At 36.5% G+C, this 26144-nt stretch carries 26 protein-coding genes and 1 tRNA gene; 20 read left to right on the top strand and 7 right to left on the bottom strand.

What is annotated here, in order from left to right; genetic code table 11:
• Nucleotides 1-63: 63 nt before the first annotated feature.
• Complete coding sequence (locus FFWV33_RS05910) at nucleotides 64-495, bottom strand: glycine zipper 2TM domain-containing protein (RefSeq protein WP_108740051.1); 432 nt, start codon at nucleotides 493-495, stop codon at nucleotides 64-66.
• A 113-nt stretch (nucleotides 496-608) separates the two neighbouring features.
• Entirely contained in the window at nucleotides 609-1199 is a 591-nt protein-coding gene (locus FFWV33_RS05905) for a thymidine kinase (protein ID WP_108740050.1), read from the bottom strand.
• A 195-nt stretch (nucleotides 1200-1394) separates the two neighbouring features.
• On the opposite strand from FFWV33_RS05905, the gene FFWV33_RS05900 reads away from it, so the two are divergent.
• From FFWV33_RS05900 to FFWV33_RS05865, 8 genes are all read left to right on the top strand, one after another.
• Complete coding sequence (locus FFWV33_RS05900; RefSeq protein WP_108740049.1) at nucleotides 1395-2597, top strand: hypothetical protein; 1203 nt, start codon at nucleotides 1395-1397, stop codon at nucleotides 2595-2597.
• Nucleotides 2598-2690: 93 nt separating this feature from the next.
• Nucleotides 2691-3404: a 16S rRNA (cytidine(1402)-2'-O)-methyltransferase gene (gene rsmI / locus FFWV33_RS05895; protein WP_108740048.1), complete on the top strand. Its 714-nt coding sequence runs from the start codon at nucleotides 2691-2693 to the stop codon at nucleotides 3402-3404.
• A gap of 3 nt (nucleotides 3405-3407) precedes the next feature.
• Nucleotides 3408-4463: a flavin monoamine oxidase family protein gene (locus tag FFWV33_RS05890; protein ID WP_108740047.1), complete on the top strand. Its 1056-nt coding sequence runs from the start codon at nucleotides 3408-3410 to the stop codon at nucleotides 4461-4463.
• 13 nt (nucleotides 4464-4476) lie between these two features.
• A complete protein-coding gene (locus tag FFWV33_RS05885) occupies nucleotides 4477-4821 on the top strand; it encodes a HopJ type III effector protein (protein WP_108740046.1) in 345 nt (114 codons plus the stop codon).
• Between the two features lie 78 nt (nucleotides 4822-4899).
• Entirely contained in the window at nucleotides 4900-6588 is a 1689-nt protein-coding gene (gene recJ, locus FFWV33_RS05880; RefSeq protein ID WP_108740045.1) for a single-stranded-DNA-specific exonuclease RecJ, read from the top strand.
• A complete protein-coding gene (locus FFWV33_RS05875; protein ID WP_108740044.1) occupies nucleotides 6588-7865 on the top strand; it encodes an MFS transporter in 1278 nt (425 codons plus the stop codon). Before recJ ends, FFWV33_RS05875 begins: the two co-directional genes overlap by 1 nt.
• 408 nt (nucleotides 7866-8273) lie before the next feature.
• On the top strand, nucleotides 8274-9335 hold the full coding sequence (locus tag FFWV33_RS05870; protein ID WP_108740043.1) for a glycosyltransferase family 9 protein: 1062 nt from the start codon (nucleotides 8274-8276) through the stop codon (nucleotides 9333-9335).
• Between the two features lie 113 nt (nucleotides 9336-9448).
• A complete protein-coding gene (locus tag FFWV33_RS05865; protein ID WP_108740042.1) occupies nucleotides 9449-9805 on the top strand; it encodes a hypothetical protein in 357 nt (118 codons plus the stop codon).
• Between the two features lie 72 nt (nucleotides 9806-9877).
• Here FFWV33_RS05865 and FFWV33_RS05860 read toward each other — a convergent pair whose 3' ends face one another.
• Nucleotides 9878-10693, bottom strand: coding sequence for a S1/P1 nuclease (locus tag FFWV33_RS05860; RefSeq protein WP_108740041.1), 816 nt, complete (start codon nucleotides 10691-10693; stop codon nucleotides 9878-9880).
• Nucleotides 10694-11125: 432 nt separating this feature from the next.
• On the opposite strand from FFWV33_RS05860, the gene FFWV33_RS05855 reads away from it, so the two are divergent.
• Nucleotides 11126-13669: a TonB-dependent receptor gene (locus tag FFWV33_RS05855; protein ID WP_108740040.1), complete on the top strand. Its 2544-nt coding sequence runs from the start codon at nucleotides 11126-11128 to the stop codon at nucleotides 13667-13669.
• 11 nt (nucleotides 13670-13680) lie between these two features.
• Nucleotides 13681-14844 carry a hypothetical protein gene (locus FFWV33_RS05850; RefSeq protein ID WP_108740039.1) on the top strand — a complete coding sequence of 388 codons (1164 nt, stop codon included), beginning with the start codon at nucleotides 13681-13683 and terminating at the stop codon, nucleotides 14842-14844.
• 97 nt (nucleotides 14845-14941) lie between these two features.
• On the opposite strand, the gene FFWV33_RS05845 is transcribed toward FFWV33_RS05850, so the two are convergent.
• Nucleotides 14942-15697 (bottom strand): UDP-2,3-diacylglucosamine diphosphatase, encoded by a 756-nt coding sequence (locus FFWV33_RS05845; protein ID WP_108740038.1) that lies wholly within the window; start codon nucleotides 15695-15697, stop codon nucleotides 14942-14944.
• A gap of 23 nt (nucleotides 15698-15720) precedes the next feature.
• The gene (locus FFWV33_RS05840; protein ID WP_108740037.1) at nucleotides 15721-16173 is read right to left on the bottom strand and encodes a 6-pyruvoyl trahydropterin synthase family protein; all 453 of its coding nucleotides are present in this window, start codon (nucleotides 16171-16173) and stop codon (nucleotides 15721-15723) included.
• Nucleotides 16174-16598: 425 nt separating this feature from the next.
• Between FFWV33_RS05840 and FFWV33_RS05835 the strand changes: the two genes are divergently transcribed.
• On the top strand, nucleotides 16599-17366 hold the full coding sequence (locus FFWV33_RS05835; RefSeq protein WP_108740036.1) for an amidohydrolase: 768 nt from the start codon (nucleotides 16599-16601) through the stop codon (nucleotides 17364-17366).
• A 3-nt stretch (nucleotides 17367-17369) separates the two neighbouring features.
• Here the strand turns inward: FFWV33_RS05835 and FFWV33_RS05830 are convergent, their stop codons facing one another.
• Nucleotides 17370-19046, bottom strand: a complete 1677-nt coding sequence (locus FFWV33_RS05830) for an Ig-like domain-containing domain (RefSeq protein WP_108740035.1) — start codon at nucleotides 19044-19046, stop codon at nucleotides 17370-17372.
• 164 nt (nucleotides 19047-19210) lie between these two features.
• On the opposite strand from FFWV33_RS05830, the gene mce reads away from it, so the two are divergent.
• The 3 genes from mce (at nucleotide 19211) to FFWV33_RS05815 (ending at nucleotide 20402) form a co-directional block, all read left to right on the top strand.
• A complete protein-coding gene (gene mce / locus FFWV33_RS05825; protein WP_108740034.1) occupies nucleotides 19211-19612 on the top strand; it encodes a methylmalonyl-CoA epimerase in 402 nt (133 codons plus the stop codon).
• Between the two features lie 143 nt (nucleotides 19613-19755).
• Nucleotides 19756-19829, top strand: a tRNA-Ile gene (locus FFWV33_RS05820).
• A gap of 366 nt (nucleotides 19830-20195) precedes the next feature.
• On the top strand, nucleotides 20196-20402 hold the full coding sequence (locus tag FFWV33_RS05815) for a hypothetical protein (RefSeq protein WP_108740033.1): 207 nt from the start codon (nucleotides 20196-20198) through the stop codon (nucleotides 20400-20402).
• A 36-nt stretch (nucleotides 20403-20438) separates the two neighbouring features.
• Here the strand turns inward: FFWV33_RS05815 and FFWV33_RS05810 are convergent, their stop codons facing one another.
• Complete coding sequence (locus FFWV33_RS05810; RefSeq protein WP_108740032.1) at nucleotides 20439-21026, bottom strand: riboflavin synthase; 588 nt, start codon at nucleotides 21024-21026, stop codon at nucleotides 20439-20441.
• 58 nt (nucleotides 21027-21084) lie between these two features.
• Between FFWV33_RS05810 and pdxA the strand changes: the two genes are divergently transcribed.
• The 6 genes from pdxA to accC all read left to right on the top strand — a co-directional run bounded on the left by pdxA (nucleotide 21085) and on the right by accC (nucleotide 26105).
• Nucleotides 21085-22128, top strand: coding sequence for a 4-hydroxythreonine-4-phosphate dehydrogenase PdxA (gene pdxA, locus FFWV33_RS05805; RefSeq protein WP_108740031.1), 1044 nt, complete (start codon nucleotides 21085-21087; stop codon nucleotides 22126-22128).
• Between the two features lie 101 nt (nucleotides 22129-22229).
• Nucleotides 22230-22778, top strand: coding sequence for a YceD family protein (locus FFWV33_RS05800; protein ID WP_108740030.1), 549 nt, complete (start codon nucleotides 22230-22232; stop codon nucleotides 22776-22778).
• Between the two features lie 9 nt (nucleotides 22779-22787).
• A complete protein-coding gene (rpmF, locus tag FFWV33_RS05795; RefSeq protein WP_073242095.1) occupies nucleotides 22788-22985 on the top strand; it encodes a 50S ribosomal protein L32 in 198 nt (65 codons plus the stop codon).
• A gap of 177 nt (nucleotides 22986-23162) precedes the next feature.
• Nucleotides 23163-24161 carry a beta-ketoacyl-ACP synthase III gene (locus FFWV33_RS05790; protein ID WP_108740029.1) on the top strand — a complete coding sequence of 333 codons (999 nt, stop codon included), beginning with the start codon at nucleotides 23163-23165 and terminating at the stop codon, nucleotides 24159-24161.
• 24 nt (nucleotides 24162-24185) lie between these two features.
• Nucleotides 24186-24668: an acetyl-CoA carboxylase biotin carboxyl carrier protein gene (gene accB, locus FFWV33_RS05785; protein WP_108740028.1), complete on the top strand. Its 483-nt coding sequence runs from the start codon at nucleotides 24186-24188 to the stop codon at nucleotides 24666-24668.
• A gap of 90 nt (nucleotides 24669-24758) precedes the next feature.
• Nucleotides 24759-26105, top strand: a complete 1347-nt coding sequence (accC, locus tag FFWV33_RS05780; protein ID WP_108740027.1) for an acetyl-CoA carboxylase biotin carboxylase subunit — start codon at nucleotides 24759-24761, stop codon at nucleotides 26103-26105.
• Nucleotides 26106-26144: the final 39 nt, after the last annotated feature.

The following is a 26144-nucleotide window of genomic DNA, read 5'->3' as shown; positions in this document are numbered from 1 at the left end:
CAAACACAAAAAAGGGCTGTTTCACAAATTGGAAACAGCCCTTTCTATTTTACAAAAAAATTTTTATTTTTTACCGTCAATTATAGCACCTGTACCTGCGCCTAAACCAGCACCAGCCAAACCACCAATAATTGCTCCGGTTCCTTTTTTCTTACTTACAGCAGCACCAGTAATTGCACCAACACCAGCACCAATCACAGCACCTTTGGCAGTACCACTCCATTTTTTCTTAGCCACGGGAGCGGCTGCGGGAGCAGCTTGGTTGACAATCACAACCTCTTTCTCAGGTTTCGCCATTACCTTTTGTTGATTTGCCATTTCGATTTTCATAGAGTCGATGGTTTTTTGTTTCACCGCTTCCATTTTCATCGAATCAACACTAACTTGTTTGATCGAATCAATATTTATTTGAGTATCTGCCATTGCTCCTGCCTTGTCGGTCTGTTTACAAGAAACAATTAACAACGACACTAAAGCTACATATATATATTTCATAATTTTTTTGGGAATTAAATTGAATTCAAAGGTACGCTAATAATACATCCAAAAAATTATATAATTACGAGATAACATTATAAAATTAAGTAGTAAACGGCAAAAGCCAAGACTTATTCGTCTTGGCTTTTGTGTGTTGCTCTATAATATGCTGCCCGACTAAGGGGTTCGTATTCTTCGGTTTCTCCTAGCATTACTAGTTTTTCGCTATCATTTTTTCGAAAACTATAATTGGCTAAATTCCCTGTGCGTGTACATACCGCATGCACCTTGGTGACATACTCGGCTGTAGCCATGAGTGCAGGCATAGGACCAAAAGGGTTTCCTTTAAAATCCATGTCCAATCCGGCTACGATGACACGAATACCTTGATTGGCAAGATTGTTACAAACAGTCACTATTTCGTCATCAAAAAATTGAGCTTCGTCAATTCCGATCACATCACAACCTTGTGCTAAAATAGAGATATTGGCTGCTGCAGGCACTGGAGTTGATCGTATTTCGTTGGCATCATGAGAAACAACTAGTTCATCATGGTATCTTGTATCTATAGAAGGTTTAAAAATTTCGACTTTTTGTTTGGCAAATTGAGCTCTTTTCAATCGGCGAATCAACTCTTCTGTTTTACCTGAAAACATCGACCCACTGATCACTTCAATCCACCCAAACTGCTCTTTATGATTTACTGTATTTTCGAGAAACATTTTGTTTTTTCTTACTTAAAAAATGAATAGTTTTTATTACTTTGTACCTTGCAAAAAGGTAGTGATATTTTGTACTTTTGTACCATCTCAAAAGTAGATAAATTTTATCAATTAATGGACTTTACGCGCATTAATCCTTTACGTTTTAGATAAACTAACTTTACAACATTCGCCACTTATTATAATTATATCGTTATGAAAAAAAGATTGGAAGCTGACTTGATCAGCATTGCACACCGAATTTTACAACTAAAAAACAAATCTGATGTGAACCAATTGTTTTTGGAGACCCAAAAATTATATGAAAAACTATCTGTTTTACGATTTGTAGAAGAACAATATGGCGCAGTAAAGCCAACTATTGGGCATGCCGAAATGGTTAGTGACGTAGCATCATTTTATGATAACGAAGCACCAATATTACAAACGCTAACGCAAGACAATGTAATTGATGAAGTAGCGCCTGAGACGGTAGCAACTGAAGAACCGATTGCTGAAGTCATTGAAGTAGAGACTGCAATAGCAATTGAGGAAGTTCCTGCAATTGAAAAAACTGAAGAAGTTGTTGAAGAAATTGCTATTATCGAAAGTGAAGAAGCTCCAGAAATTGTTGCTACGGAAGAAGCTACAATTGAAGAAGCTGCTATCGAAGAGGAAGAGGAGACTGAAGATGAAGATGAAGAAGACATCCAACTTGATCAGATTCCAGACGAAGTAGTTTTTGAAGAAGTAGACGAAGAAATAATCGAAGAAGACGAGGACGAAGAGGAAGAAGTTGAAGAAGAAGAATTAGAGGAATTAGAGGAAGAAACAGAAGAGGAAGAAACTGTTGTTCCACCTGCTTTTACACCAAACTTCATGCTAAGCACAGAAGACGAAGAAGAAAAAGTAGTCGAAATAGAAGAAAAAGCAATACCTGTAGCAGTTGTTGATGTTCCTAAAAAAGCAGAAGCTGTTCAAATATCGTTTGAAGATTTACTAGGCGGACACTACAGTGAACCACAATTTGTAAAAGTTGACAACGTTCCCGCAGCTCCTCCAATTCCAGTATTTGAACCCGTAAAATCAGTTCCTGAACCAGTAGCTAAGGTCGAAGAAATCGTTGAGAGAAAAGAGGAAATAGCTGAAAAAGCAAGTCCGAAAGTAGTTTCTTTAAACGACAAATTTTCAAAGGGTATTGACATTGATCTAAATGATCAAATTGCTTTTGTAAAACACCTTTTCGGGAATAGTCGTGAAGATTACAATCGTGTTATGAGCCAGTTAATTACTTTCGATAATTTTTATGAAACCAAAGATTTCATAGATCATATGGTAAAACCGGACTACAATGAGTGGAAAGGTAAAGATGATTATGCAGAACGTTTTATGGATATTATCGAAAAGAAATTTCTATAAACCTTCGTTAAAATAACAAATATATTAGCCACAGTTTCTTTCTACAATAAGAAGCTCTGGCTAATAATTATTTAAAAACAAATGTAAACCACTATGTCAAAATTATTTATCGTCCCTACTCCTATTGGAAATCTTGAAGACATGACTTTTAGAGCGATTCGAGTGCTTAAAGAAGCCGATTTGATATTAGCCGAAGATACCCGCACGAGTGGCAAACTCTTGAAACATTTTGAGATTGGCACACACATGCACAGTCATCACATGCACAATGAGCACAAAACGGTCGAAAACCTTATTGCCCGCTTGAAAGCAGGTGAAACGATTGCCTTAATATCTGATGCGGGAACACCAGCCATTTCAGACCCTGGTTTTTTGCTTACCCGTGCTTGCGTAGAACATGGTGTGACCGTAGAATGCCTACCTGGCGCAACAGCTTTTGTACCTGCTTTGGTCAATAGCGGTTTACCAAATGATAAGTTTGTTTTTGAGGGTTTTTTGCCCGAAAAAAAAGGAAGACAAACACGTTACCTTGAATTAGCCGAAGAAACAAGAACCATGATTCTATATGTTTCGCCACATAAATTGGTGAAAACCCTAGCCGAATTCATTACCTATTTTGGTGAAGACCGTCAAATTTGTGTGTCTCGCGAATTGTCAAAGTTACACGAGGAAAACGTAAGAGGAACTGCTCGCGAAGTACTTACCCATTTTGAAAAAACAGCACCACGAGGCGAAATTGTAGTAGTTGTAGCTGGAAAAACAATTGTAAAAGAACCAAAGAAAAAGAAGTTTTCAGCCGAAGAATAAAATATGAATAACGCAAAAACAATAGTAATCGGGGCAGGATTGGCAGGCCTAACAACTGCCTATTTGTTACAAAAAAAAGGAATTGACGTTCTTGTCTTGGAAGCAAATGATACTGTTGGTGGCCGAATCAAAACAATTACCGGATCAACAGGAGTTACTGTTGAGCTAGGCGCTACTTGGTTTGGTAGACAGCACCCTACTTTAATGCAGTTTTTAGACGAATTAGGATTGCCAACTTTTAGACAACATACCAAAGGGATTTCACTTTTTGAGACCATGTCTTTTGTACCACCTCAAAAATTTGAGATTCCAGATTCAGACGAGCCTTCGTATCGACTCGTAGGTGGCAGCTCCCAATTGATTCAAAAATTAGTTAAAAAAATTGGTTCGAATGCTATTCAAACGAATACCCAAATCACTTTAATTACCGAAAAAGCGGACCAACTAGAAGTAACCGACGCTTCAGGAACGATTTATACAGCGGCTACAGTTATTATGACCTTAGCCCCCAATTTGGCAATAAACACAATCAATTATCAGCCAAATTTACCAAAGCCATTAGTGGAACTAGCAAATGCTACACACACTTGGATGGGTGAATCTATAAAATTCTCTGTCGAATATGCCACTCCATTTTGGAAGGACAATCAATTCTCGGGAGCATTATTTAGCCATGTTGGTATTATCACCGAGATGTACGACCACAGCTCTTTCGATAATAATCATTTTGCTTTAAAAGGTTTTCTAAACGGTGGCACCTATGTGTTAACCCCTGAAGAACGAGAAGCAAAAGTAATCAAGCAACTCTCACAATGTTTTGGAGTAGCGGCAGAAAACTATGTTGCCTATCACGAAAAAGTGTGGCGTGAAGAACCGCTAGCTTTTTTCCCGTACGAAGATCTTGTCATGGGCCATCAAAACAATGGTGACCCTATGTACCAAGAATCGTATCTGAACAACAAATTATTTTTTGCCAGTTCAGAAACTGCCACAGAAAATCCAGGATATATGGATGGCGCAATTGTTGCGGCACAAACCGTAACTTCAAAAATCAAATAAAAAAACAACAATCATGAAAATAGAACAATTCTTAGCACAACTAAATGAAAACCCAACATCAATTGCTTTTGCAGATACCATTGCAACAATTGAGGCGAATTACGACTTTACGCCAACTGCTTTTCAAAACGGAAACACTCATAATGGTGCAGGAACAAATTCGGGATCGTGCAAATTGTTTTCTTTCGCAAAAACGCAAAACTTATCTCAAGAACTAACCTTAGCTTGTTTTGGAAGTTATTATTTCGATGAAGTACTAGGTGATAGCGAAGGAACAAGCCACCAGAACATCCGTAATTTTATGGTATCAGGTTGGAACGGAATCCAATTTGAAGGCGATGCTTTGGCTAGAAAATAAGCAAACATTGTAAGGTACTCTATTTTTCTTTCGAAATAAAAAAACTGTTCTACACTACAAATATTCAATCCTAATCCCATGCGTTGGACAATAAAACCCAAACCATCAGCAGAGAAAATTCAACATCTGGCTCATGCCTTACAAGTGGAGGATTTTGTAGCTACCTTATTGGTGCAGCGTGGCATTGAAACGTTTGAGGACGCAAAGGCTTTCTTTCGACCATCACTCTCCCACTTGCACGATCCTTATTTGATGAAAGATATGGATAAGGCTGTTATTCGAATAGAAAAAGCAATTGCCAACAACGAACGCATCTTGGTTTTTGGTGATTATGATGTTGATGGTACCACAGCAGTGTCACTAGTAGCTTCGTACTTAAAAACGTACTACTCCAATGTGGACACCTATATTCCGGATCGCTATCTTGAGGGATATGGCGTGTCGTTCAAAGGAATCGATTATGCCGAGGACAATGAGTTCTCCTTAATTATTGCTTTGGATTGCGGGATCAAGTCTATTGATCATGTGAACTATGCCAAGGAACGAAATATTGACTTTATTATATGTGACCACCACAGACCTGGCGACCAACTGCCCGCTGCCGTGGCGGTACTTGACCCCAAACGCAGCGATTGCACGTACCCGTATGATGAACTGTGCGGATGCGGTGTGGGGTTTAAACTCATCCAAGCTTTGGGCACAAATAGAGATCAAACTATTGAAGATTTGATTCCGTACTTGGACTTGGTAGCTACTGCTATTGCTGCCGATATTGTACCAATGACAGGAGAAAATCGAGTGATGGCTTACTTTGGATTAAAGGTTATAAATGATAGTCCAAGACCCGGAATCAAAGCTTTGGTTCATCAAGTAAAAAAGCAAACACTCGATATTACTGATGTTGTTTTTATTGTAGCACCAAGGATTAATGCCGCAGGTCGCATACGACATGGTAATTATGCTGTGCAGTTGTTGACCGAATTTGATTTTGAGCAAGCGCAAGCATTTGCATCTGAAATCGAAAAAAACAATGCTGATCGCAAAGAATTAGACCAACAAATTACTAAAGAAGCCCTCAATCAAATTATTACTAACCAGGAAGAAGACCGCTTTTCTACTGTAGTTTTTCAAGAAGATTGGCACAAAGGCGTGATCGGAATTGTAGCGTCAAGATTAATCGAGACGCACTATAGACCAACCTTAGTGTTTACCAAGAGTGGCGAAAAATATGCCGCATCGGCCCGATCTGTAAAAGGATTTGATGTGTATAATGCTCTCGAAGCTTGCGCAGACCACCTCGAGCAATTTGGTGGGCACATGTATGCGGCCGGAATGACACTGCAAGCCGAGAACTATCCTGCTTTTAAAAATGCGTTCGAGAAACAAGTGCAAGCAACTATTTTGCCCGAACAACGCGTTCCAGAAATTGAAGTGGATGCAGAAATTGATTTCAACGATATAAGTCCAAAATTCATTCGGATACTAAAACAATTTGAGCCTTTTGGTCCGCAAAATATGACGCCTGTTTTCATGAGCAAAAATGTAATTGAAACAGGCTACGCAAAACCAATGGGAAAAGAGAATGAGCACCTCAGACTTTTTGTCAAGCAAAATCAATCTGAAGGCTTGGCTGCGATTGGATTTGGATTGGGAAATAAATTGGAAATTGTTACCAACCAAAAACCTTTTGAAGCCGCTTACTGCATCGACGAGAACGAATGGAACGGCAAAACAACTACACAATTACGATTAAAAGACATTAGATAATGAGCATCGAAAAAATAAAAAAAGATCCGTACGAAGCCTTACGTTATAAAGAATTCAATACGTTTTTACTTGTCCGTTTTGCTATGGTATTTGCTTGGTCCATGCAATTTATTGTGATCGAATGGCAAGTGTACAGCATCACCAAAGACCCGTTATCATTAGGTTTAATAGGTTTAATGGAAGTAATACCGGCTGTATCCATGGCTTTGTTTGCTGGTCATATTGTAGATCAAAAGGAGAAAAAAAGCATGTTGCTCAAATGTATTTTAGGCTTTTCTGTTGTGAGCTTTGGATTATTCCTCTTGACGTGGCCTCCGGTTGTAATGGGATACAATCAGCAAACCATTTTGTATGCCATTTACTTCATGGTATTCTTAGGCGGTATCGTTCGTTCTTTTATAGGACCTACTATTTTTTCTTTTTTATCCTTAATCGTTCCCAAAAAAGTATATCCAAACGCTGCTACTTGGAGTAGTTCGGTATGGCAAATTGGCTCTGTTGTAGGTCCTGCCGTAGCGGGATTTTCGATCCATCTTATTGGTGTGCATTGGTCAATGTGTTCTGTCTTTGTCTGTTCTGTTGTAGCGTTACTGGCTTTAACACAAATTGCAGCCAAACCTATTTTGAATCCAAAAATAGGAGAACCCATTATGCAAAGTTTGACCGAAGGGCTCAAATTTGTCTTTAACAACAAAACAGTACTTGGCGCCATCACCCTTGATATGGTTGCGGTACTTTTTGGTGGTGCAGTAGCGCTACTACCCGTTTTTGCACAAGATATTTTAAAAGTTGGTCCTGAAGGATTTGGTTTTCTACGTGCTGCTCCAGCTGTTGGAGCCTTTTTGACAATGCTCATCACAGCGTATGTACCGCTTAACACCAATGCTGGAATGAAACTCTTGATTGCTATTTTCGGCTTCGGAATCTGTATTATAATTTTCGGATTGTCTTCTATTTTCTGGATTTCGTTGGTTGCTTTATTTTTAAGTGGCGTGTTTGACGGAATTTCAGTTGTGATTCGTCAAACGATTTTATTCTTAAAAACTCCCGACCATATGCGTGGGCGAGTGTCTGCGGTAAACTCCATGTTTGTTGGCTCATCCAATGAACTTGGCGCTTTTGAAAGTGGCTTGACCGCACGATTAATGGGTACTGTAACCTCTGTAGTTTTTGGTGGAAGCATGACTCTATTAATCGTACTATTGACAGGTACCTTATCGCCAACATTTAGAAAATTAGATTTAAACAAAGAAATAGAAAAAGATGAATTGATTTAATATTCGTCATTTTATGAAATTCTAAACTGTTGTTTTTAATAGCAATATGATTTTTTTCGAAAACAAAAAACTGTACTCTTCAAAATTTTGCAGCATGATTAGGGTTGTTGGTTAGGATGCTATTCGAATAATAAAATCTTCAAGTCTTTAAATCAATGTTTAACTAGTCGTAATCTAGCTATTTCTGAATTTATAAACGCAAAATCATAGTTGCAAAACAGCTGTTCCCTTTAAAAGAAAAAATATATCAAACTGATGATTTAACAATCGTTGTTACAAGTGACGAAGTTTTAAGTTCGATTTATAATTTCCAAAACTTAAAAATAATACATTTGCACCCGCGCCATCTGTCTTTATAATCAGAAATAGAAGGTAAGATATAAAAACTGAGATAAATATTCGGAACCAATGAGCTTCAAGATTAAGATTAATGAATTTCGCCGCAAAATTACACACGGATTAACGCGCTACGTAGGAACATCCAAAGGAAATAAAGATTTTGATTCTAACTCCAAAGTTGTTTTTAAAAACGTTTTAATCAACAGACCCAACCACCGTCTAGGCAATTTGTTATTGATCACACCTTTGGTACAAGAAATAAATGAAGCTTTTCCGGATTGTAAAGTAGATCTGTTTGTGCGAGGTGGCTTGGCTCCTATCATTTTCGAAAATTATAAATCTGTAGACAATTATATCATTCTACCTAGAAAGCCTTTTAATGAATTGGTAAAATACGCGAAGGTTTGGTTTAAATTAAAAGACAAAAAGTACGACTTGGTACTGAATATTGATAACAATTCCTCGTCAGGACGGCTTTCTACTCAGTTTGCCAATGCTGATTTTAAATTTTTTGGCGAAGAAGATGAGACTGTAAAAAGCCAGTATCCGGATTACGAGCATTTTGCGAAATTTCCGGTGTACGAGTTCCGAAACTACATTCAAAAGCTAGGACATCCTGCCAAAAAAACTGCAGTACCCACGCTGAACATGAAGTTAACAGAAGCTGAACTAGCAGCTGCAAAAACTATCTTGGATACCATTGCGCCAAATAATAAAAAAACCATTTGTGTTTTTACGTTTGCAACAGGTAGCAAATGCTATCCTCCGAGTTGGTGGAATCCTTTGTACGAAAAATTACAAGCTAGTTTTCCTGATTACAATATTATAGAGGTATTACCGGTAGAAAACGTTTCTCAAATTGATTTTAAAGCACCCACGTTCTACAGTAAAGATGTACGTGAGATTGCTGCATTTATAGCCAACACTGCCCTTTTTATAGGAGCAGATAGTGGAATTATGCACCTTGCGAGCACGGCTCAAATTCCGGTATTGGGACTTTTCTCTGTAACCAATCCTGTCAAATATGCACCTTATGGAAACGCAAGCCTTGCAGTTGACACCAACAGTAACAGTGCCGAACAAATTATAGATATTGCAAAATCACAACTTGCAGCACACTGGAAAGCTTAAATTCCTGTAGTTTTGCTTATTCACTCCATTTGTGCATAAAACAACATTTCTCTAATTATTATTTATATTTATTCTAAATAAAAATAATATCTTTGTGTACTTAAGAAATACACATGAAAGAAATACAAACCATTTACCAAAACGAATTTGGGGTTTCCTTTTACTGGAAAGTCGAAAACCAAACTTGTCACGATACTGTGCAACTTGTTTTTAAGGAGACAGGTTTGCAATTGAACGCCAACGAACTTGTTGAATTTAAATGTTTGATCGAAGATAGTATCTCCAAAAACAAATGCTGTGACGATTGCAGTCTCAAAAGTAATTGTACAAAATACTTACTAAAAACTCCGTTTCACGAATTGGATTTGGCTATGTCTATTGCCGAAATGGATTTGATGAACAATTTAATTTCTACCACCTTATTCAAAATAAACTTAAACGACTACCAATCTGGAATGGGTAGAAACTAAAAAAAGCTGTCAGTTACGACAGCTTTTTTAGTTTTGCTTCCTTTCGATAAAATATCAAAAGAGATTTTTTGATTATATATCAGTCAAAAAAGTATCCAACCATTTTGATTTACCTTTAAAAACTTCGTTTAAAATCAAAGCCAAACGTACGCCACCTTTTTCTAATTGATCCTGTGCTACCGGAAAATTTTGATACATATATTTGTACCCCAATTTATCGTCTTGGTGCGTTTCGCTGTACAATTTCAACGCCAATTGTCTTGACTCAACAACCCAGTCCAACAAGGTTCCTTGCTCCATTGCTTTCACCTCATCTTTACTTGCCATGATATCATTGTTGGTCGCTAGTTCTGTGTAGCTCATTTGATAATCATCAATCATATCCGAGTCCCAAACACGGTGCAAGTTTGAATCTGCACCAAACCACTTCACTTTTACATCATTTCCGCCTTTGTCAGACGCATTACCCGCATGTAAGGGCATGTGTAGATCACCTACGAAATGAATTAACATTTTCAAGAAAAAACCTTTTTCTTCTTTAGTAGTTTCTTTCGAACGAATTTTTTCAATACATGTTTTTATCCCTTGAATCACATCCCCTTCTGGATTGATTGGCTCTTCTTTGTATTTTTTGTCTCCATTAAAATTTACATAATGCCAAGAGTAGTACTTATTATATTGTGAATCACTCTTGATATCATCTGCATAGACCGCTACCGAAGCTACCGATTCGTTTTGCAACAAATCATTTATTTTCTTAGTTGTTCTATTTTTTAAATGCTTTGCAGCCACTTCACCTACCGTTCTGTGACCTGTTTTGCCCCAAGTAGGAGCTGCATAATTTGCTACACTTACACTGATAGCCAATGCTAATATCAAATTCTTCATCGTATTCTAATTGTTTTATAATGGAAAGCTAAGAAACGACATTTTCTAAACATCGAGAAACAAAAAACGTTAAGAAATTGTATGTTTCAAAATTAATATGTTTTATTAACACAATGTTAAATTATCAATTACTAGATTATTATTAAAAATCATAAATACTAATGACAGACCTTAAAAACAGCTTAAAACTATACGTAATTCTTATTTTTACCGTGTTTTTGCTGATTTTAAACTCAAGTAAAAACCTCTTTTAATCAAAAACCAATCAATACTGTATTTTTTACTAAAAACAAAATTATTAACCTAATAGTAACATTAAATCCATATTATTAAAAATGTGTTAATATTTTGACTACCTTATGCTAAAATTTAGTTAACACTATTCACGAATGGTAAGCCTAATTTTACCGTTCAAATTTAACAAAACAAAAAATGAAGAAAATTCTATTATTTTTGGTCTTTGCTTTAGTCGCTTTTACTAAAACATATTCCCAAAACAAAAAAATTATTTCAGGAAACGTACAAGATGAAAAACAACTTCCTTTAATAGGTGCTTCGGTCGTAATTGACGGCACAAATGAAGGAGCAATTACAAATGGAGACGGAAAATTTGAATTCAGCACCGAAAAGAAACAAGGTATTCTTTTGATTTCAAGCGTTGGGTTTGAGACTCAAAAGATGAATTTTCACACTAACAACTCCAAAGATCTTGAAATCGTTCTTGAAAGTTCCTCATTGGGATTGGATGAAGTAGTTGTATTCTCCTCTAGAGCAGTGGACAGAAAAACACCAGTTGCAGTTTCTACTATTAAAAAAGATGCAATCGAATTAAAACTAGGTAACGGAGAATTTGTTGAAATACTAAAATCAGTACCAGGAGTTTACGCTAGTAAAGAAGGTGGTGGATTTGGAGATGGTGAAGTAACCTTAAGAGGATTTAACTCTGAGAATGTTGCGGTATTAATTAACGGAATTCCGGTAAATGATATGGAAAGCGGTCGTGTATTCTGGTCTAACTGGACAGGATTAGGAAGCGTTTCATCTTCGATACAAGTACAAAGAGGTTTAGGAGCTTCTAAAGTAGCTGTTCCCTCAATTGGAGGAACAATCAATACTATTACCGACAACACTGCATCTAAAGAAGGTGGACAAGTGAGCTATACTATTGGTAACAACAACTACCAAAAAGTAGGTGTAAAACTTAATACTGGTCAAATGGGTAATGGATATGCTGCTACAGTATATGCAGACAAAATAAGTGGAGACGGATTTGTAGACGGAACGCCTTTTGAAGGTGTATCGTACTTTGCAAGTGTTTCTAAAAAAATCAACCACGATCACAAATTGGTTTTTACAGCTACAGGAGCAACACAAACACACGGACAACGTTTTGAGCGTTTGTCAATACAAGATTACAGAACTAGTGATAGAGGTATAAAATTGAACAAAGGTTGGGGTTACAAAAACGGACAATTATTTGCCTTGAGCCAAAATACATTTAACAAACCTTTGATCTCTTTGAACCACTATTGGACGCTTAACTCCAAAAACAAAATTTCTACAGCAGTATACTACTCCAGCGGAAAAGGTGGTGTAAGTTTTGAAGCAGGTGCCGACAGTGGAAAACTAACAGGTCCTAACGCTTACCGATTAGGAACTTTTGGACCAGTTGATGTAGACCGTGTAGTTGATGAGAACATTGCAAACGGCGAATCTACTGCCATTATTCAATCATCTGCAAACAACCATATTTGGATGGGAGCGATTAGTACATGGACTAGTAACATCGACGAAAACTTTACCTTTATTGGTGGATTAGACTACCGTTACTATAAAGGATCACACTACAGAGAAGTATCTGATTTACTTGGAGGACAATTCTACAAAGACAATGGAGATGTCAACAATCCAAACAGAGCTACAGTTGTAGGAGACAAAATTGGTTTTTTTAACGAAAACTTCGTGAACTGGATTGGTAATTTTGCACAATTAGAATATGACAAAGACAAAGTAACTGCTTTTGTAGCTGTTAATGCTTCTAACACATCATACAGCAGATTGGATCATTTTAGAAAATTAAATTCAGATCCTACTCGTCAAACAGACAATGTAAACTTTTTTGGCTTTGGAGCTAAAACTGGTGGTAACTATAGATTAGATGATTACAATAATGTTTTTGTAAACGTTGGTTATTTTGAAAGAGCACCTTACTCTTCTGCAGTTTGGGCAACAAACAATAATGATCAAACAAACAAAGATGCAAAAAATCAAAAAATCTTAAGTTTTGAAATTGGATACGGATTGCGTTTACCAAAATTTGCAGCCAATGTGAATCTTTATAGAACACAATGGGATGATAGAAGTCAAACCGATACAAGAACAGCTTTGAATGCTACAACAAATGCTCAAGAGGTTATTTATACCAATATTTTGGGAGTTGATGCTTTACACCAAGGAGTTGAACTTGACTTTGAATACCGTCCTAGCTCAGACTTTACACTTACAGGTATGCTATCTCTAGGAGATTGGAAATGGAAAAACAATGTGAACGCTGTAATTACAGATTCTAACCAAAACGTAATTAGTAATCTTAACTTATTCATCAAAGGTTTACCAGTAGGACGTTCTGCTCAAACTACAGCAGCTTTAGGAACACAATATCATTTGACTCCAAAAACTAGCTTTAACATCGATTATAACTATACCGATAGATATTATGCCGATTTCAATCCTGGTACACGTACCTCAGCGGGAGCAGAACCATGGAAAGTACCAAGTTTTCACTTATTTGATGCTTCAATACTACACAAATTCCACATTTTATCTTTGAATGCTAAAGTTATTGCTCGTATGAACAATGTTTTCAATACTGAATACATCACAAGAGCCAATGACCTTGATGGTACAGCTGCAGGAGCAACTGTGTTTTTTGGATCTGGAAGAACTTTCAGTATCAGCTCAATCATTAATTTCTAATACCTCATATCATGAAAAATTTAAAATATTTATTCCTTTCTCTTGCCTTAGGACTTTTGTCATGTGAAAGCGAATTAGAAAAAACATACGATGAGCTAGGAAACATTCCTAGCCCAGTTAGAACCGATTTGAAATACACCCTTGTTGATGCTGATTATGCAGCAATAGACGGTACTTCAAAAACTGATGATTACGAAAAATTTAAAGGAATTCCGTCTGAGGAAGATGCTATCGCAAAACTTCCAGCCGTTATTTTGTCAAGATTAGTTCGCGTAGAAGGTGCCATTGCGGTTATCACGTATAACTTATACAAACCTAATACACTTACTAGTTCAACAACCTACACGGTTACGACTGCAGATTATACTAGTCAAGGTGGTAACATCAGTAGATTCGGAAACTTTTCGAATGAAACTGAAGTAGGTAACTTTTTGAAATCGAAATATCCAGCAGCTACAAAAGGGACTGGCGTAAAATTGACTTACAAAATCTTTTCTGGAGGTGTTCAAACCCTAACCAACACCTTCGTACTTAACAGCAACAATGTTTGGGAAGCTACTTATACATTGGTTGCAGCAGATTACACTGCCTTAGGAGAATCCTTCACCAACTTCTCAGACAAAACCGTGGCTGAAAACAGAATTGCAATTTATTTAAAATCAACTTTGATGCCTTATGCTAATGCTGGCGACACGAAATCTGTAATTTTTACTTATACATACCGTGACGGTAGCAATGCCAGAAAATATGAAGACATACTAGTTAAGTATCAATATGATGGAGCAAAATGGGCTGCTATACCGGCACTTACCACTCAAACATCTAACTTTAAGTATAAAAGTGGCGTCTGGGTATCAAACAACGTAATTAAATATGCCTTTGCTTCAGCTGATTACACCAATGCAGCTGTAGGATTAGCAGGAGTTGCTGATCTAGCTGACGAGGTATCTAACTTGACAAGCTTTGGAAACTTCAACAGAACCGCAGCTGATACAGCTTGGAACACAGACGAAATGCTACAAGCTTTGAATGTGGTATTAAAGAAAAACTTCCCAACTACAGAGGTTGGACAAGAATATTTAGTATCTGTTTCAGTTTATAACGGATCACCAAGCATAGAGACTTTCGCAGTAGTGCTTACTGCATCAGGATCTTATGTTTACTTCGTGCAATAAATCATAAATTTAAAAAGGCCAACCTTCGATGGTTGGCCTTCTTTTTTTAGACTATATTCCAACAAAAATGGGCGACTCAATTGAGATCGCCCATTTTTTATTTATATTCTTTTAATTCGAAATTTTCTCCATCAAAAACACCGTAAGTGAAATAAGTAATCCAATCTCCAAGGTTGACATAGTCGGCATTTTCACCAACAGATCGAATCATAGGCAGATGACGATGACCAAAGATAAGGTAATTGTAATGCTTGGTTTCAAGTTTTCGTTTGGCATATAAAATCAACCATTCTTTGTCTTCACCAAGAAACTTAACATCTTCGTCTCCCGAAATCATTTTATTTTTCACCGAAAGGTACTGCGCCAATCCCACACCAATATCTGGGTGCAACCAGCCAAACAACCATTTGGAAAATGGATGAACAAAAACTTTCTTCATGCGTTTGTAACCCATATCTCCAGGACCTTTTCCGTCTCCGTGCCCAATCAAAAAAGTTTTACCACCAAAAGTGAATTCTTTATTATCATGGTAAACGGGAATATTAAGTTCAGTTTCAAAATAGTCACGCATCCATAAATCGTGATTCCCAACAAAAAAGTAAATAGGAATTCCACTATCGCGCAACTCGGCTAACTTGCCCAATACACGCACGAAGCCTTTTGGGACCACTGTTTTGTATTCGAACCAAAAATCAAACAAATCACCTAGTAAAAATATCGCTTCGGCATCTTGCTTAATTTCGTCTAACCAAGCAACAAATTTCTTTTCGCGTGGTAAACTTAAAGCTGCGGTTGGTGCTCCAAAATGTTGATCTGAGGCAAAATATATTTTTTTATTATTGGCTAATAGCATGAAGTGGCGTTAAAAAGTGATTATTATAAATTGTCACTAGCATACCATTCTGCAAAAGACGATTCTGTTTCTTGTAATTTCAACGAAAATAGTTCAATTCCTACTGGCAAACGTCTCTTAATTCTTTCAGCGAAATCAATAACCATATTTTCACTCGTTGGTTGGTAATCAACCAGAATCACGTGATGACCACGTATTTGCAATTCTTTTGCTAGCTCAACATGTGGTGTAGTTTCATTAAAAACGGTAGCATGATCAAATTGATCTACAACCTCTTCGGTCACAATTTTTTTCAAGTCAGAGAAATCAATCACCATTCCGAATTTCACATTGGTACGATCTTTAATTGGTCTTCCCATTACTGTTACCGACAATTTATAACTATGACCGTGCACATTTTTACATTTTCCGTCATAACCATAAAGGGCGTGTCCGGTTTCAAAATTGAATTGCTTAGTGATTCTAATGTTACTCATCTTATTTTATTTTGAATGCAAATTTAGTGAATTGAATTGAGAATTGATAATGAAGAAAATTCAAACACAGAGTAGCATTGACACTATTTGTTAAATTGGTTTGAAAATATAGACACAAATTACACAAATGAACACGAATTTTAAAACTTAAAAAATATGAATTACACGAATTTTGATTGATGCTTTTAATTAAAATGACTAGAAAATATAGACACAAATTACACAAATGAACACTAATTTTAAGACTTAAAAAAGATCTATTACACTAATTTCGATTGATGCTTTTCACCAAAATGGTTTGAACAACATACAAACTTTAGCCACGTCCCGAAGCGTCGGGAGCGGGAAGAAGCGATCTTGAATTCCGATTCTTTCTGCTACTTATTTTTTAGACAGAAACCTTATCTTTATAAAAAATTACGATAATGAAAATAGCTTTGGTGCAAGCGGCTTTGGAATGGGAAAACCCAAATGCTAATAGAATGATGTTCGAAACAAAAATAAAGGAGATCGATCTTGCTGTCGAGTTGATTATTTTGCCCGAAATGTTCAGTACTGGCTTTACCATGAATCCCGCTACCCAAGCCGAAACCATGACTGGCGATACCGTAAAATGGATGCAAGATCTAGCAAAATCTAGAAATTGTGCATTTACAGGCAGTCTTGTGATTCAAGAAAATAATAATTTTTATAATCGAATGCTTTTCGTTTTTCCTACTGGAGAAATTGAGACTTATGACAAACGCCATTTGTTCACCCTCGCAGGAGAAGAGAAAGTATATACTGCTGGAAGTCAAAAAGTAATTGTTGACTATCTGGGTTGGAAAATTTGTTTGCAGGTGTGCTACGACTTGCGCTTTCCTGTTTTTTCTCGAAATACAGAAAACTACGATCTATTGCTCTATGTTGCTAACTGGCCTGAAAAACGTGTTTTGGCTTGGGACAGCTTGCTACGAGCGCGTGCTATTGAGAATTTATGTTACGTAGCTGCAGTGAACCGAGTTGGCCAAGATGCCAATGATCTCCATTACAATGGTCACTCGCAGGTTGTTGCGCCATTGGGTGATTATGTAGTGAGCCCACAAACGGATGAAGCTGTATTTGTAACCGATTTGGATTTACAACTTGTGCAAAGCACTCGCCAACAATTCAATTTCTTGAATGATGGCGATGCTTTCGAAATTAAATTCTAAAACTTATCTAGGCCCATTTCCGCCCTCACCTTTTTTGGCTGGTTTCTTCTTGGGCTCGGGTACGTAAGGCAAGCTCACATCAAAGGTTTGCTCTACATCCCAATTGACACGAACGTCTATATCTTTAGAAAAATAAACCACTTCCTCAGCGTATCGCTTGGCTAAATAATTCCCCGAATCGTACTGTTGATTTTTGTTGTCATCGTAAATAATTCTCAGTGTATAAACCGATGGGTCAATTAATTTGAATTCTACCAAATCGCCACCTGTACTGTACTCCGTTTCCTTTACCTCTCCAGCTTGATTGGTCAACTGCACGATAATAGGATATTTTTTTACGTTTTGAAGTTTAATCTTCAAATTGCCCACTTGATCCAACTCTTTAGTCGCAAACTTATAAGAAAGGGTATCGCTTTTGGTATCAAAAAAATCAACCAAAGCTCCTGGCAACAAAGTTAAATTGTACTTTTCGGCTGGTACTTTCTTAAAGTCAATATATAACTTTTGATTGAAAGCATCATGCTCTGTTTGAAATTCTACAGTTTCTTTGGCTCCATTGACAAAACTAAACTTTGACTTGTCAATAGTAACCAAGGGTGTTCCTGTCTCGAGCGTAAAACGTTCTCTATACCCAATCGTTCCCGTTTGTAGAGCGCTTACCGTCAAGGTATCTTTAGTTTTTTGATCCTTTACTTTAAAACTGTATTTCTGTTCGTATTTATCTCTGCTGATTGCAATTACCAAACTATCATTCTTCAATGGCTTGTACCAAATTTGAAGCGAATCTTTTTTGGGCATTTGCGTAACAATTGTTGGTAGCACAACTCCCTCTTTGGTCAGTACTACTTTAGGTTTTGATAGCTTAAAATCTTGTGTTCCGTCATAGCCTAAATATAATTTGTTTGAGGATGCTTGCGTTGGCTTGAAAGCTTTAAAAGGAATAACCTCTTTGAACAATTCCAACTCAAACAATGTATCATTCGGAATCGAGATGGCTTGTTTCAAGAAACCTATTTTCTCTTCTTTCGAATTGAATTTATTGTTTTTATTGTTGTCTTTCAAAGCGACCAATAAGTACTTACCTGCTTTTAAATTTTCTAGTCGAAAGGTTTTTAAACTATCTAACGTGTTGGTAATGTAGCGAGGCATATCGGTATACACGATCGAATCTTTAAATTTATCATTTTGATCATACAACATTACGGATACAAACGAATCAGATTCTTTTTCTAGAGCATCTTTTATCGTTCCACCAAGAGAAAGCGAATCGATGTAGGTACCTGTTGAAAAAACATATTTAAACTGATTCAGTGGATTCCCCTCATTATTATCTGTAATACTTTGACCAAAATTAAAACTATAGGTTGTATTTGGCAATAGGGTATCTTTGATCCTAATGTTCAAATATTTACTTGCGTTGGTAGGAGTAATTACTGGCTCATACTTCATAGGTGGCGACACTACGAGTTGCTTGTTGGCATCTTTCAACTTAATATACTCGTCAAATGTGAGACTAATTTCGTTACCTGTAAAGTTGGTGGTGAAATTCTTAGGGTAACTAGCAATAAGAATGGGCGCTAATGAATCTTTAAGTCCGCCCGTAATGTTTCCTCTTTTAGCACAACCCAAAAGAGACAATACAAGAACCAAACAAAAAGCGATACTATTTTTTATGAACATCTGTTATCAATATTAAAGAGTACAAAATAACAATTATATTTACGGCTATAGAAATTTTTACTACACTATTATATTCCTTCCGTTTAATTTTTGGATATAAGGTGGAAATCCCCTCTATTACCTAAATTTGTATTAACGCAGTTCTACACTTAATAGTACGCCACATGAAAAAAATCGAACATATTGGTATCGCAGTCAAAAACCTTGAAGACTCCAACCTCCTTTTTGAGAAATTACTAGGCACTGCTCCCTATAAATTAGAAGAGGTAGTGAGTGAAGGCGTTCAAACTTCCTTTTTTATCTCTGGTCCCAACAAAATCGAACTGCTTGCTGCAACGCATCCCAATAGTGCTATTGCTAAATTCTTGGAGAAAAAAGGAGAAGGCATTCACCACATTGCTTTTGAAGTAAGCGATATCGACCAAGAAATTATTCGTTTAAAGAGTGAAGGCTTTGTTTTTGTAGATGAAATTCCAAAAATAGGCGCAGACAATAAACGCATCGTCTTCTTGCACCCTAAAAACACTAACGGCGTTTTGATTGAACTGTGTCAGGAAATAAAATAATTTCAAACTACACCAATTTTTAGTATTCTAATAATCAACCTATTCGATCAATTGGACAGCAATTATATTTATTTCGATCAAAAACATATTAAAAAACATTTGGAGCAAAGCAAAAATAATAGTAATATTGCACTCTCTTAACCGGTCCTATAGCTCAGCTGGTTAGAGCACCTGACTCATAATCAGGTGGTCCCTGGTTCGAGCCCAGGTGGGACCACATCTTAAGAACTTAAAACCTTGTAAATTAATTTTTGCAAGGTTTTTTTAGTTTAAAGAATTTCCGTACTTTTATATAGGAATTACAAAAAATAAAAGACCTCACCGCAGTCAAACTTTTTTTTTAGCGCACTCAATTAAACCAACACCCTATTTTACTCGTAAATAGTAAAAATATTGGTCATAAAATCTTATTTAGTCTATTTTACAAGATGCTTTTTATCGATAAAAAACGCATAAATCAGATAAAAGTCAATTTTACCTATTGGGATTTCAAAGATAATTAGTACTTTGGCCTAGAATTTGCAACTGAAATATAAAAAATCAGTACTCATTTTAAAATACCACAAAACATTTTTGAAATTTTATGAAAAAAAATTTACATAAATATTACTACTTATTCATTTTACTATTAGCGGGAACGTTTGGCGTGATTGCACAACCGCCAGCACCATTACCGCCACCACCGGGACTACCAATCAACGACGGTGTGCTTTTTTTAGGCATTGCAGCACTTAGCTACGGCATATTCACGATATACAACCATACAAAAAAGAGAAAGTCTTTGGGATAACCCAAAGACTTTCTCTTTTTATGCAATTACAAAATACTACTTATTACTATACAACCTCGACACATACTTGCCAATTACATCAAACTCAAGGTTTATTTTGGTGCCTACCTCAAAGTCATGAAAATTGGTATGCTCGTGTGTGTACGGAATTATCGCTACACTAAATTGGTTTTTCTTAGAATTAACCACCGTTAAACTCACTCCGTTTACCGTGATAGAACCTTTTTCGATTGTGATATTATTCAACGCTTCATCGTACTCAAACGTGTACGCCCAACTCCCATTGGTTTCGCTTACTGCGATACAAGTACCAATTTGATCGACGTGCCCTTGAACAATGTGCCCGTCCAGACGATCTCCCAATTTCATTGCGCGTTCCAAATTCACTTGACTACCCACTTTCCAAGAACCCAAATTGGTTTTTTGAATGGTTTCTGCAATAGCGGTAACCGTATAGGCAGTTCCTTCGATTTTCACCACGGTTAAACATACACCGTTGTGCGCTACGCTTTGATCGATTTTTAATTCATTTGTGATTTCAGACTCCACTGTTACATGAATATTGTCTTGCTCTTTTACTATTTCTCGGATTGTACCAAGTGTTTCTATTATACCTGTAAACATTTCTTATTTTATTTTACTAAATTTGCACTTCAAAATTAGCAATAAATAACTTGTGGTCATGATGAAAAAAGCAGAAAATATAATCGTTGGAATTTCGATAGGAGATTTGAATGGTATTGGAAGCGAAGTAGTATTAAAAACATTTGAAGATTCTAGAATGCTAGAGCTTTGTACACCTGTTATCTTTGCCAATGTAAAAATACTCTCCTTTATCAAGAAAAACTTGGACTCGGCTGTCTCCTTACATGGGATTGACAAAATTGACCAATTAATTCCTGGAAAAATAAATGTTCTCAATGTTTGGAAAGAGGGTGTAGACCTTAATCTAGGTACAAACGACGAAAAAGTAGGTGATTATGCTATCAAATCATTTGTAGCAGCAACACAAGCTTTGAAAGACAACCAGATTGACGTTTTAGTTACCGCTCCAATAAATAAGTATAACATTCAATCAGATACCTTCAAATTCCCAGGTCACACTGATTATTTGGACCAAGAATTAGAAGGAGACGCTTTGATGATGATGGTTCAAGGTAACTTGAGAATAGGATTACTAACTGATCATTTACCATTAAATCAAGTTTCGGCAGCATTAACAGAAACGTTGATAAAGAAAAAAATTGAAACCGTAAGAAAATCATTAATTCAAGATTTCAGTATCACAAAACCAAAAATCGCTGTGTTAGGACTCAATCCGCATTGTGGTGATGGTGGCGTAATCGGGAAAGAAGATGATGCGGTATTAAAACCTACCATTCAAAAAATATTCAGTAAAGGAACCCTAGTTTTTGGACCTTTTGCAGCAGATGGTTTTTTTGGAAGTGGGCAATATGAAAAATACGATGCCATCATAGCAACCTACCACGATCAAGGATTGATTCCGTTCAAGACATTATCGTTTGGTAATGGTGTAAATTATACCGCTGGATTGAATAAAATACGCACATCTCCAGATCACGGAACCGCTTATGACATCGCTGGAAAAGGAAAAGCAGACTATAATTCATTTAAAGAAGCCGTATATTTGGCAATTGATGTCTATCGTTCGCGCATTGAGTACAGTGAAATCAGCGAAAATCCGCTAAAAGTAAGAGAAAAATAGTCCTTAATAAAAAAAGATAAATAACTTTATTAGGTTCATAATAATTTTATATCTTTGCACTCCCGTTGGGAAATTTCTAAAAGGGGCAAAAAATTGTTGAAATGAGTAGTACAAAAGAATATTTAATTCCGTTTGTAGGATTAAAGACAGGAAAACATCATTTTGAGTATCAATTGAATAACGCGTTCTTTGAAATCTTTGATTATGACGAATATCAAAATTCTGACATCAAAGTAAATGTAGTCTTAGAGAAGCAAAGCAACATGCTTGAATTGAATTTTAAACACGACGGAACGATAAACGCACCTTGTGACCTAACCGGCGAAGATTTTGATTTACCCATAAAAGGTAATATGAAATTAATCGTTCGCTTTGGAGAAGAGTTCAATAATGACAATGAAGAGTTATTGATTTTGCCATTCGGCGAATTTGAAATCGACATTGCTCAGTACATGTATGAAATGATAGTGTTATCAGTTCCTCAAAGACGAGTTCATCCAGGGGTAAAAGACGGAAGTTTAAAATCTGAAGCCTTAGAAAAACTGAATGAATTAACTATCAAAGAAATAAACGAAACAAAAGAAGTACAAAAAGAAGAAAATATTGACCCACGTTGGGACAAATTAAAGCAACTATTAACGGATAAATAATATAGTAAAATGGCACATCCTAAAAGAAAAATCTCGAAAACAAGAAGAGATAAGAGAAGAACACATTACAAAGCTACTGTAGCTCAAATCGCTACTTGCCCTATCACAGGTGAAGCACATTTATACCACAGAGCTTACTGGCATGAAGGAAAAATGTACTACAGAGGACAAGTTGTTATTGACAAGTCAGAAGCTACTTTTGCTTAATGCATTTTTTTATAGATGATATTATGAACTCTCACTTGTGAGAGTTTTTTTTGTTGTTTATAATTTTTATTAAATAACAAGCTCTAAAACAGGGGGTTTGATATATTTTTTGTATTTTTCAAGCCTTTTTAAATGTTTTTTCAAGTGGAAGCACTTGAATAAAAATAGTCAGACAAAATGAATAAAATGACCGCCGCAATTACCGCTGTTGGAGCTTATGTTCCAGACTTTGTACTTACTAACAAAGTTTTAGAAACAATGGTGGATACCAATGATGAGTGGATTACCTCTCGTACCGGTATTAAGGAAAGACGAATTTTAAAAGATACGGATAAAGGAACCTCTTTCTTAGCTATCAAAGCTGCACAGGATTTAATTGCCAAAGGCAATATTGATCCCTTAGAGATAGACATGATTATCATGGCGACTGCAACTCCAGACATGCCTGTTGCTGCAACAGGAGCCTATGTTGCTACAGAAATTGGCGCAATTAATGCTTTCGCATACGACTTACAAGCAGCTTGCTCTAGCTTTTTGTACGGAATGTCTACTGCATCTGCGTATATTGAATCAGGTAGATATAAAAAAGTACTCTTAATTGGTGCTGATAAAATGTCTTCAATTGTGGATTATACAGATAGAACAACTTGTATCATCTTTGGTGATGGTGCGGGCGCAGTATTATTCGAACCAAATTATGAAGGTTTAGGCTTTCAAGACGAATACTTAAGAAGTGACGGTGTAGGTCGTCATTTTTTAAAAATTCCAGCAGGAGGATCTTTAGTCCCAACCACTATGCAAACAGTGAAGGACAACAGACACAACATTATGCAAGACGGAAAAACAGTATTTAAATATGCTGTTACCAATATGGCAGATGCAAGTGAGCAAATCCTGAAAAGAAATAATCTTACTAATGACGATGTTGACTGGTTGGTTCCTCATCAAGCAAACAAAAGAATCATTGACGCTACAGCAAGCCGAATGAATCTTGATGAATCAAAAGTATTAATGAATATCGAAAGATATGGTAATACAACATCGGCTACTTTACCACTTGTTATCAGTGATTTTGAACATTTGTTTAAAAAAGGAGATACAATTATTTTTGCAGCCTTCGGTGGAGGATTCACTTGGGGGTCTGTTTATTTAAAATGGGCATACGACAAAAAATAAATTTAAACTAAAAATAGACCAATTATGGATTTAAAAGAAATTCAGAACCTAATCAAATTTGTTTCAAATACAGGTGTAGCAGAAGTTAAGTTGGAAATGGATGATGTAAAAATCACTATCAGAACAACACTAGAAGGTAGCACAACCGAAACAACTTATGTACAACAAGCTCCACAAGCTCCAGTACAACAGGTAATTGCTCCTGTAGCCGCTGCTCCAGTTGCTGCCGCTCCAGTTGCTGCTGCTCCAGCAGTTGAAGAGTCTAAATACATCACGGTTAAATCACCAATCATTGGAACTTTCTATAGAAAACCATCTCCAGACAAACCTATGTTTGTAGAAGTTGGAACTACTATAGGAACAGGAGATGTTCTTTGTGTGATTGAAGCAATGAAATTGTTCAACGAAATCGAATCTGAAGTTAGCGGAAAAATTGTAAAAATATTGGTTGACGATATGTCTCCAGTAGAATTTGACCAACCTTTATTCTTAGTTGATCCATCATAATAAGTTAGAAGTTAGAAATTAGAAGTTAGAAATTTTCTTGCTTCATAATTGTCTAATTGACACAATGTCTAATTATCTAATTAAAAAAAAATGTTTAAAAAAATATTAATTGCAAATCGAGGCGAAATTGCACTTCGTGTAATTAGAACTTGTAAAGAAATGGGCATCAAAACAGTAGCTGTATATTCTACCGCAGATGCTGAAAGTTTACACGTCCGTTTTGCTGACGAGGCAGTTTGTATAGGGCCACCTCCTAGCAACTTGTCTTATTTGAAAATGTCAAATATTATTGCTGCAGCCGAAATTACCAACGCTGACGCAATTCACCCAGGATACGGATTCTTATCTGAAAATTCTAAATTTTCAAAAATCTGTCAAGAACACGGTATCAAATTTATCGGAGCTGCTCCAGAAATGATCGATCGTATGGGAGATAAAGCTTCGGCTAAATCAACTATGATCGAAGCAGGTGTACCTTGTGTTCCTGGATCTGTTGGGATATTAGAATCTTACGAACAAGCACTTGAATTGTCAAGACAATTTGGATTTCCTGTTATGCTAAAAGCTACCGCTGGTGGCGGAGGTAAAGGAATGCGTGCCGTTTGGAAAGAAGAAGATTTACTAAAAGCATGGGAAGGTGCTCGTCAAGAGTCTGCTGCTGCTTTTGGAAATGACGGAATGTATCTTGAAAAATTAATCGAAGAGCCTCGCCATATCGAAATCCAAGTTGTTGGAGATTCATTTGGTAAAGCTTGTCACTTATCTGAGAGAGACTGTTCTGTACAAAGACGTCACCAAAAATTAACAGAGGAAACTCCATCTCCATTCATGACTGACGAATTGCGCCTTGCCATGGGTGCTGCAGCCGTAAAAGCCGCAGAATACATCAAGTATGAAGGAGCAGGTACAGTTGAATTTTTGGTTGATAAGCACCGTAACTTCTACTTCATGGAAATGAATACTCGTATCCAAGTAGAACACCCAATTACAGAACAAGTAATTGATTACGATTTAATTCGTGAACAAATATTGGTTGCTGCGGGAGTTAAAATTTCTGGTAAAAACTATTTACCAAAATTACATGCTATTGAATGCCGTATTAATGCAGAGGATCCGTACAGTGACTTTAGACCATCACCAGGAAAAATCACTACTTTGCACATGCCAGGTGGTCACGGTGTGCGTTTGGACACACACGTATACTCAGGTTACACGATTCCACCTAATTACGATTCTATGATTGCTAAGTTAATCACAACGGCTCAAACCCGTGATGAAGCTATTAGTAAAATGAGAAGAGCATTAGATGAATTTGTAATCGAAGGAATTAAAACTACAATTCCGTTCCACAGACAATTAATGGATGATCCTCGTTATATCGCAGGTGACTACACTACCGCGTTTATGGATACCTTCAAAATGAATCCAAGAGACTAATTCCTTTATTAGTTCAAAAAATAGAAAAAGCTACACGAT

This window comes from Flavobacterium faecale (genome assembly GCF_003076455.1).
Taxonomy (GTDB): Bacteria; Bacteroidota; Bacteroidia; order Flavobacteriales; family Flavobacteriaceae; genus Flavobacterium; species Flavobacterium faecale.
The sequence above is the reverse complement of the archived record's forward strand: the minus strand, read 5'-3'. Positions and strand labels throughout refer to the sequence as shown.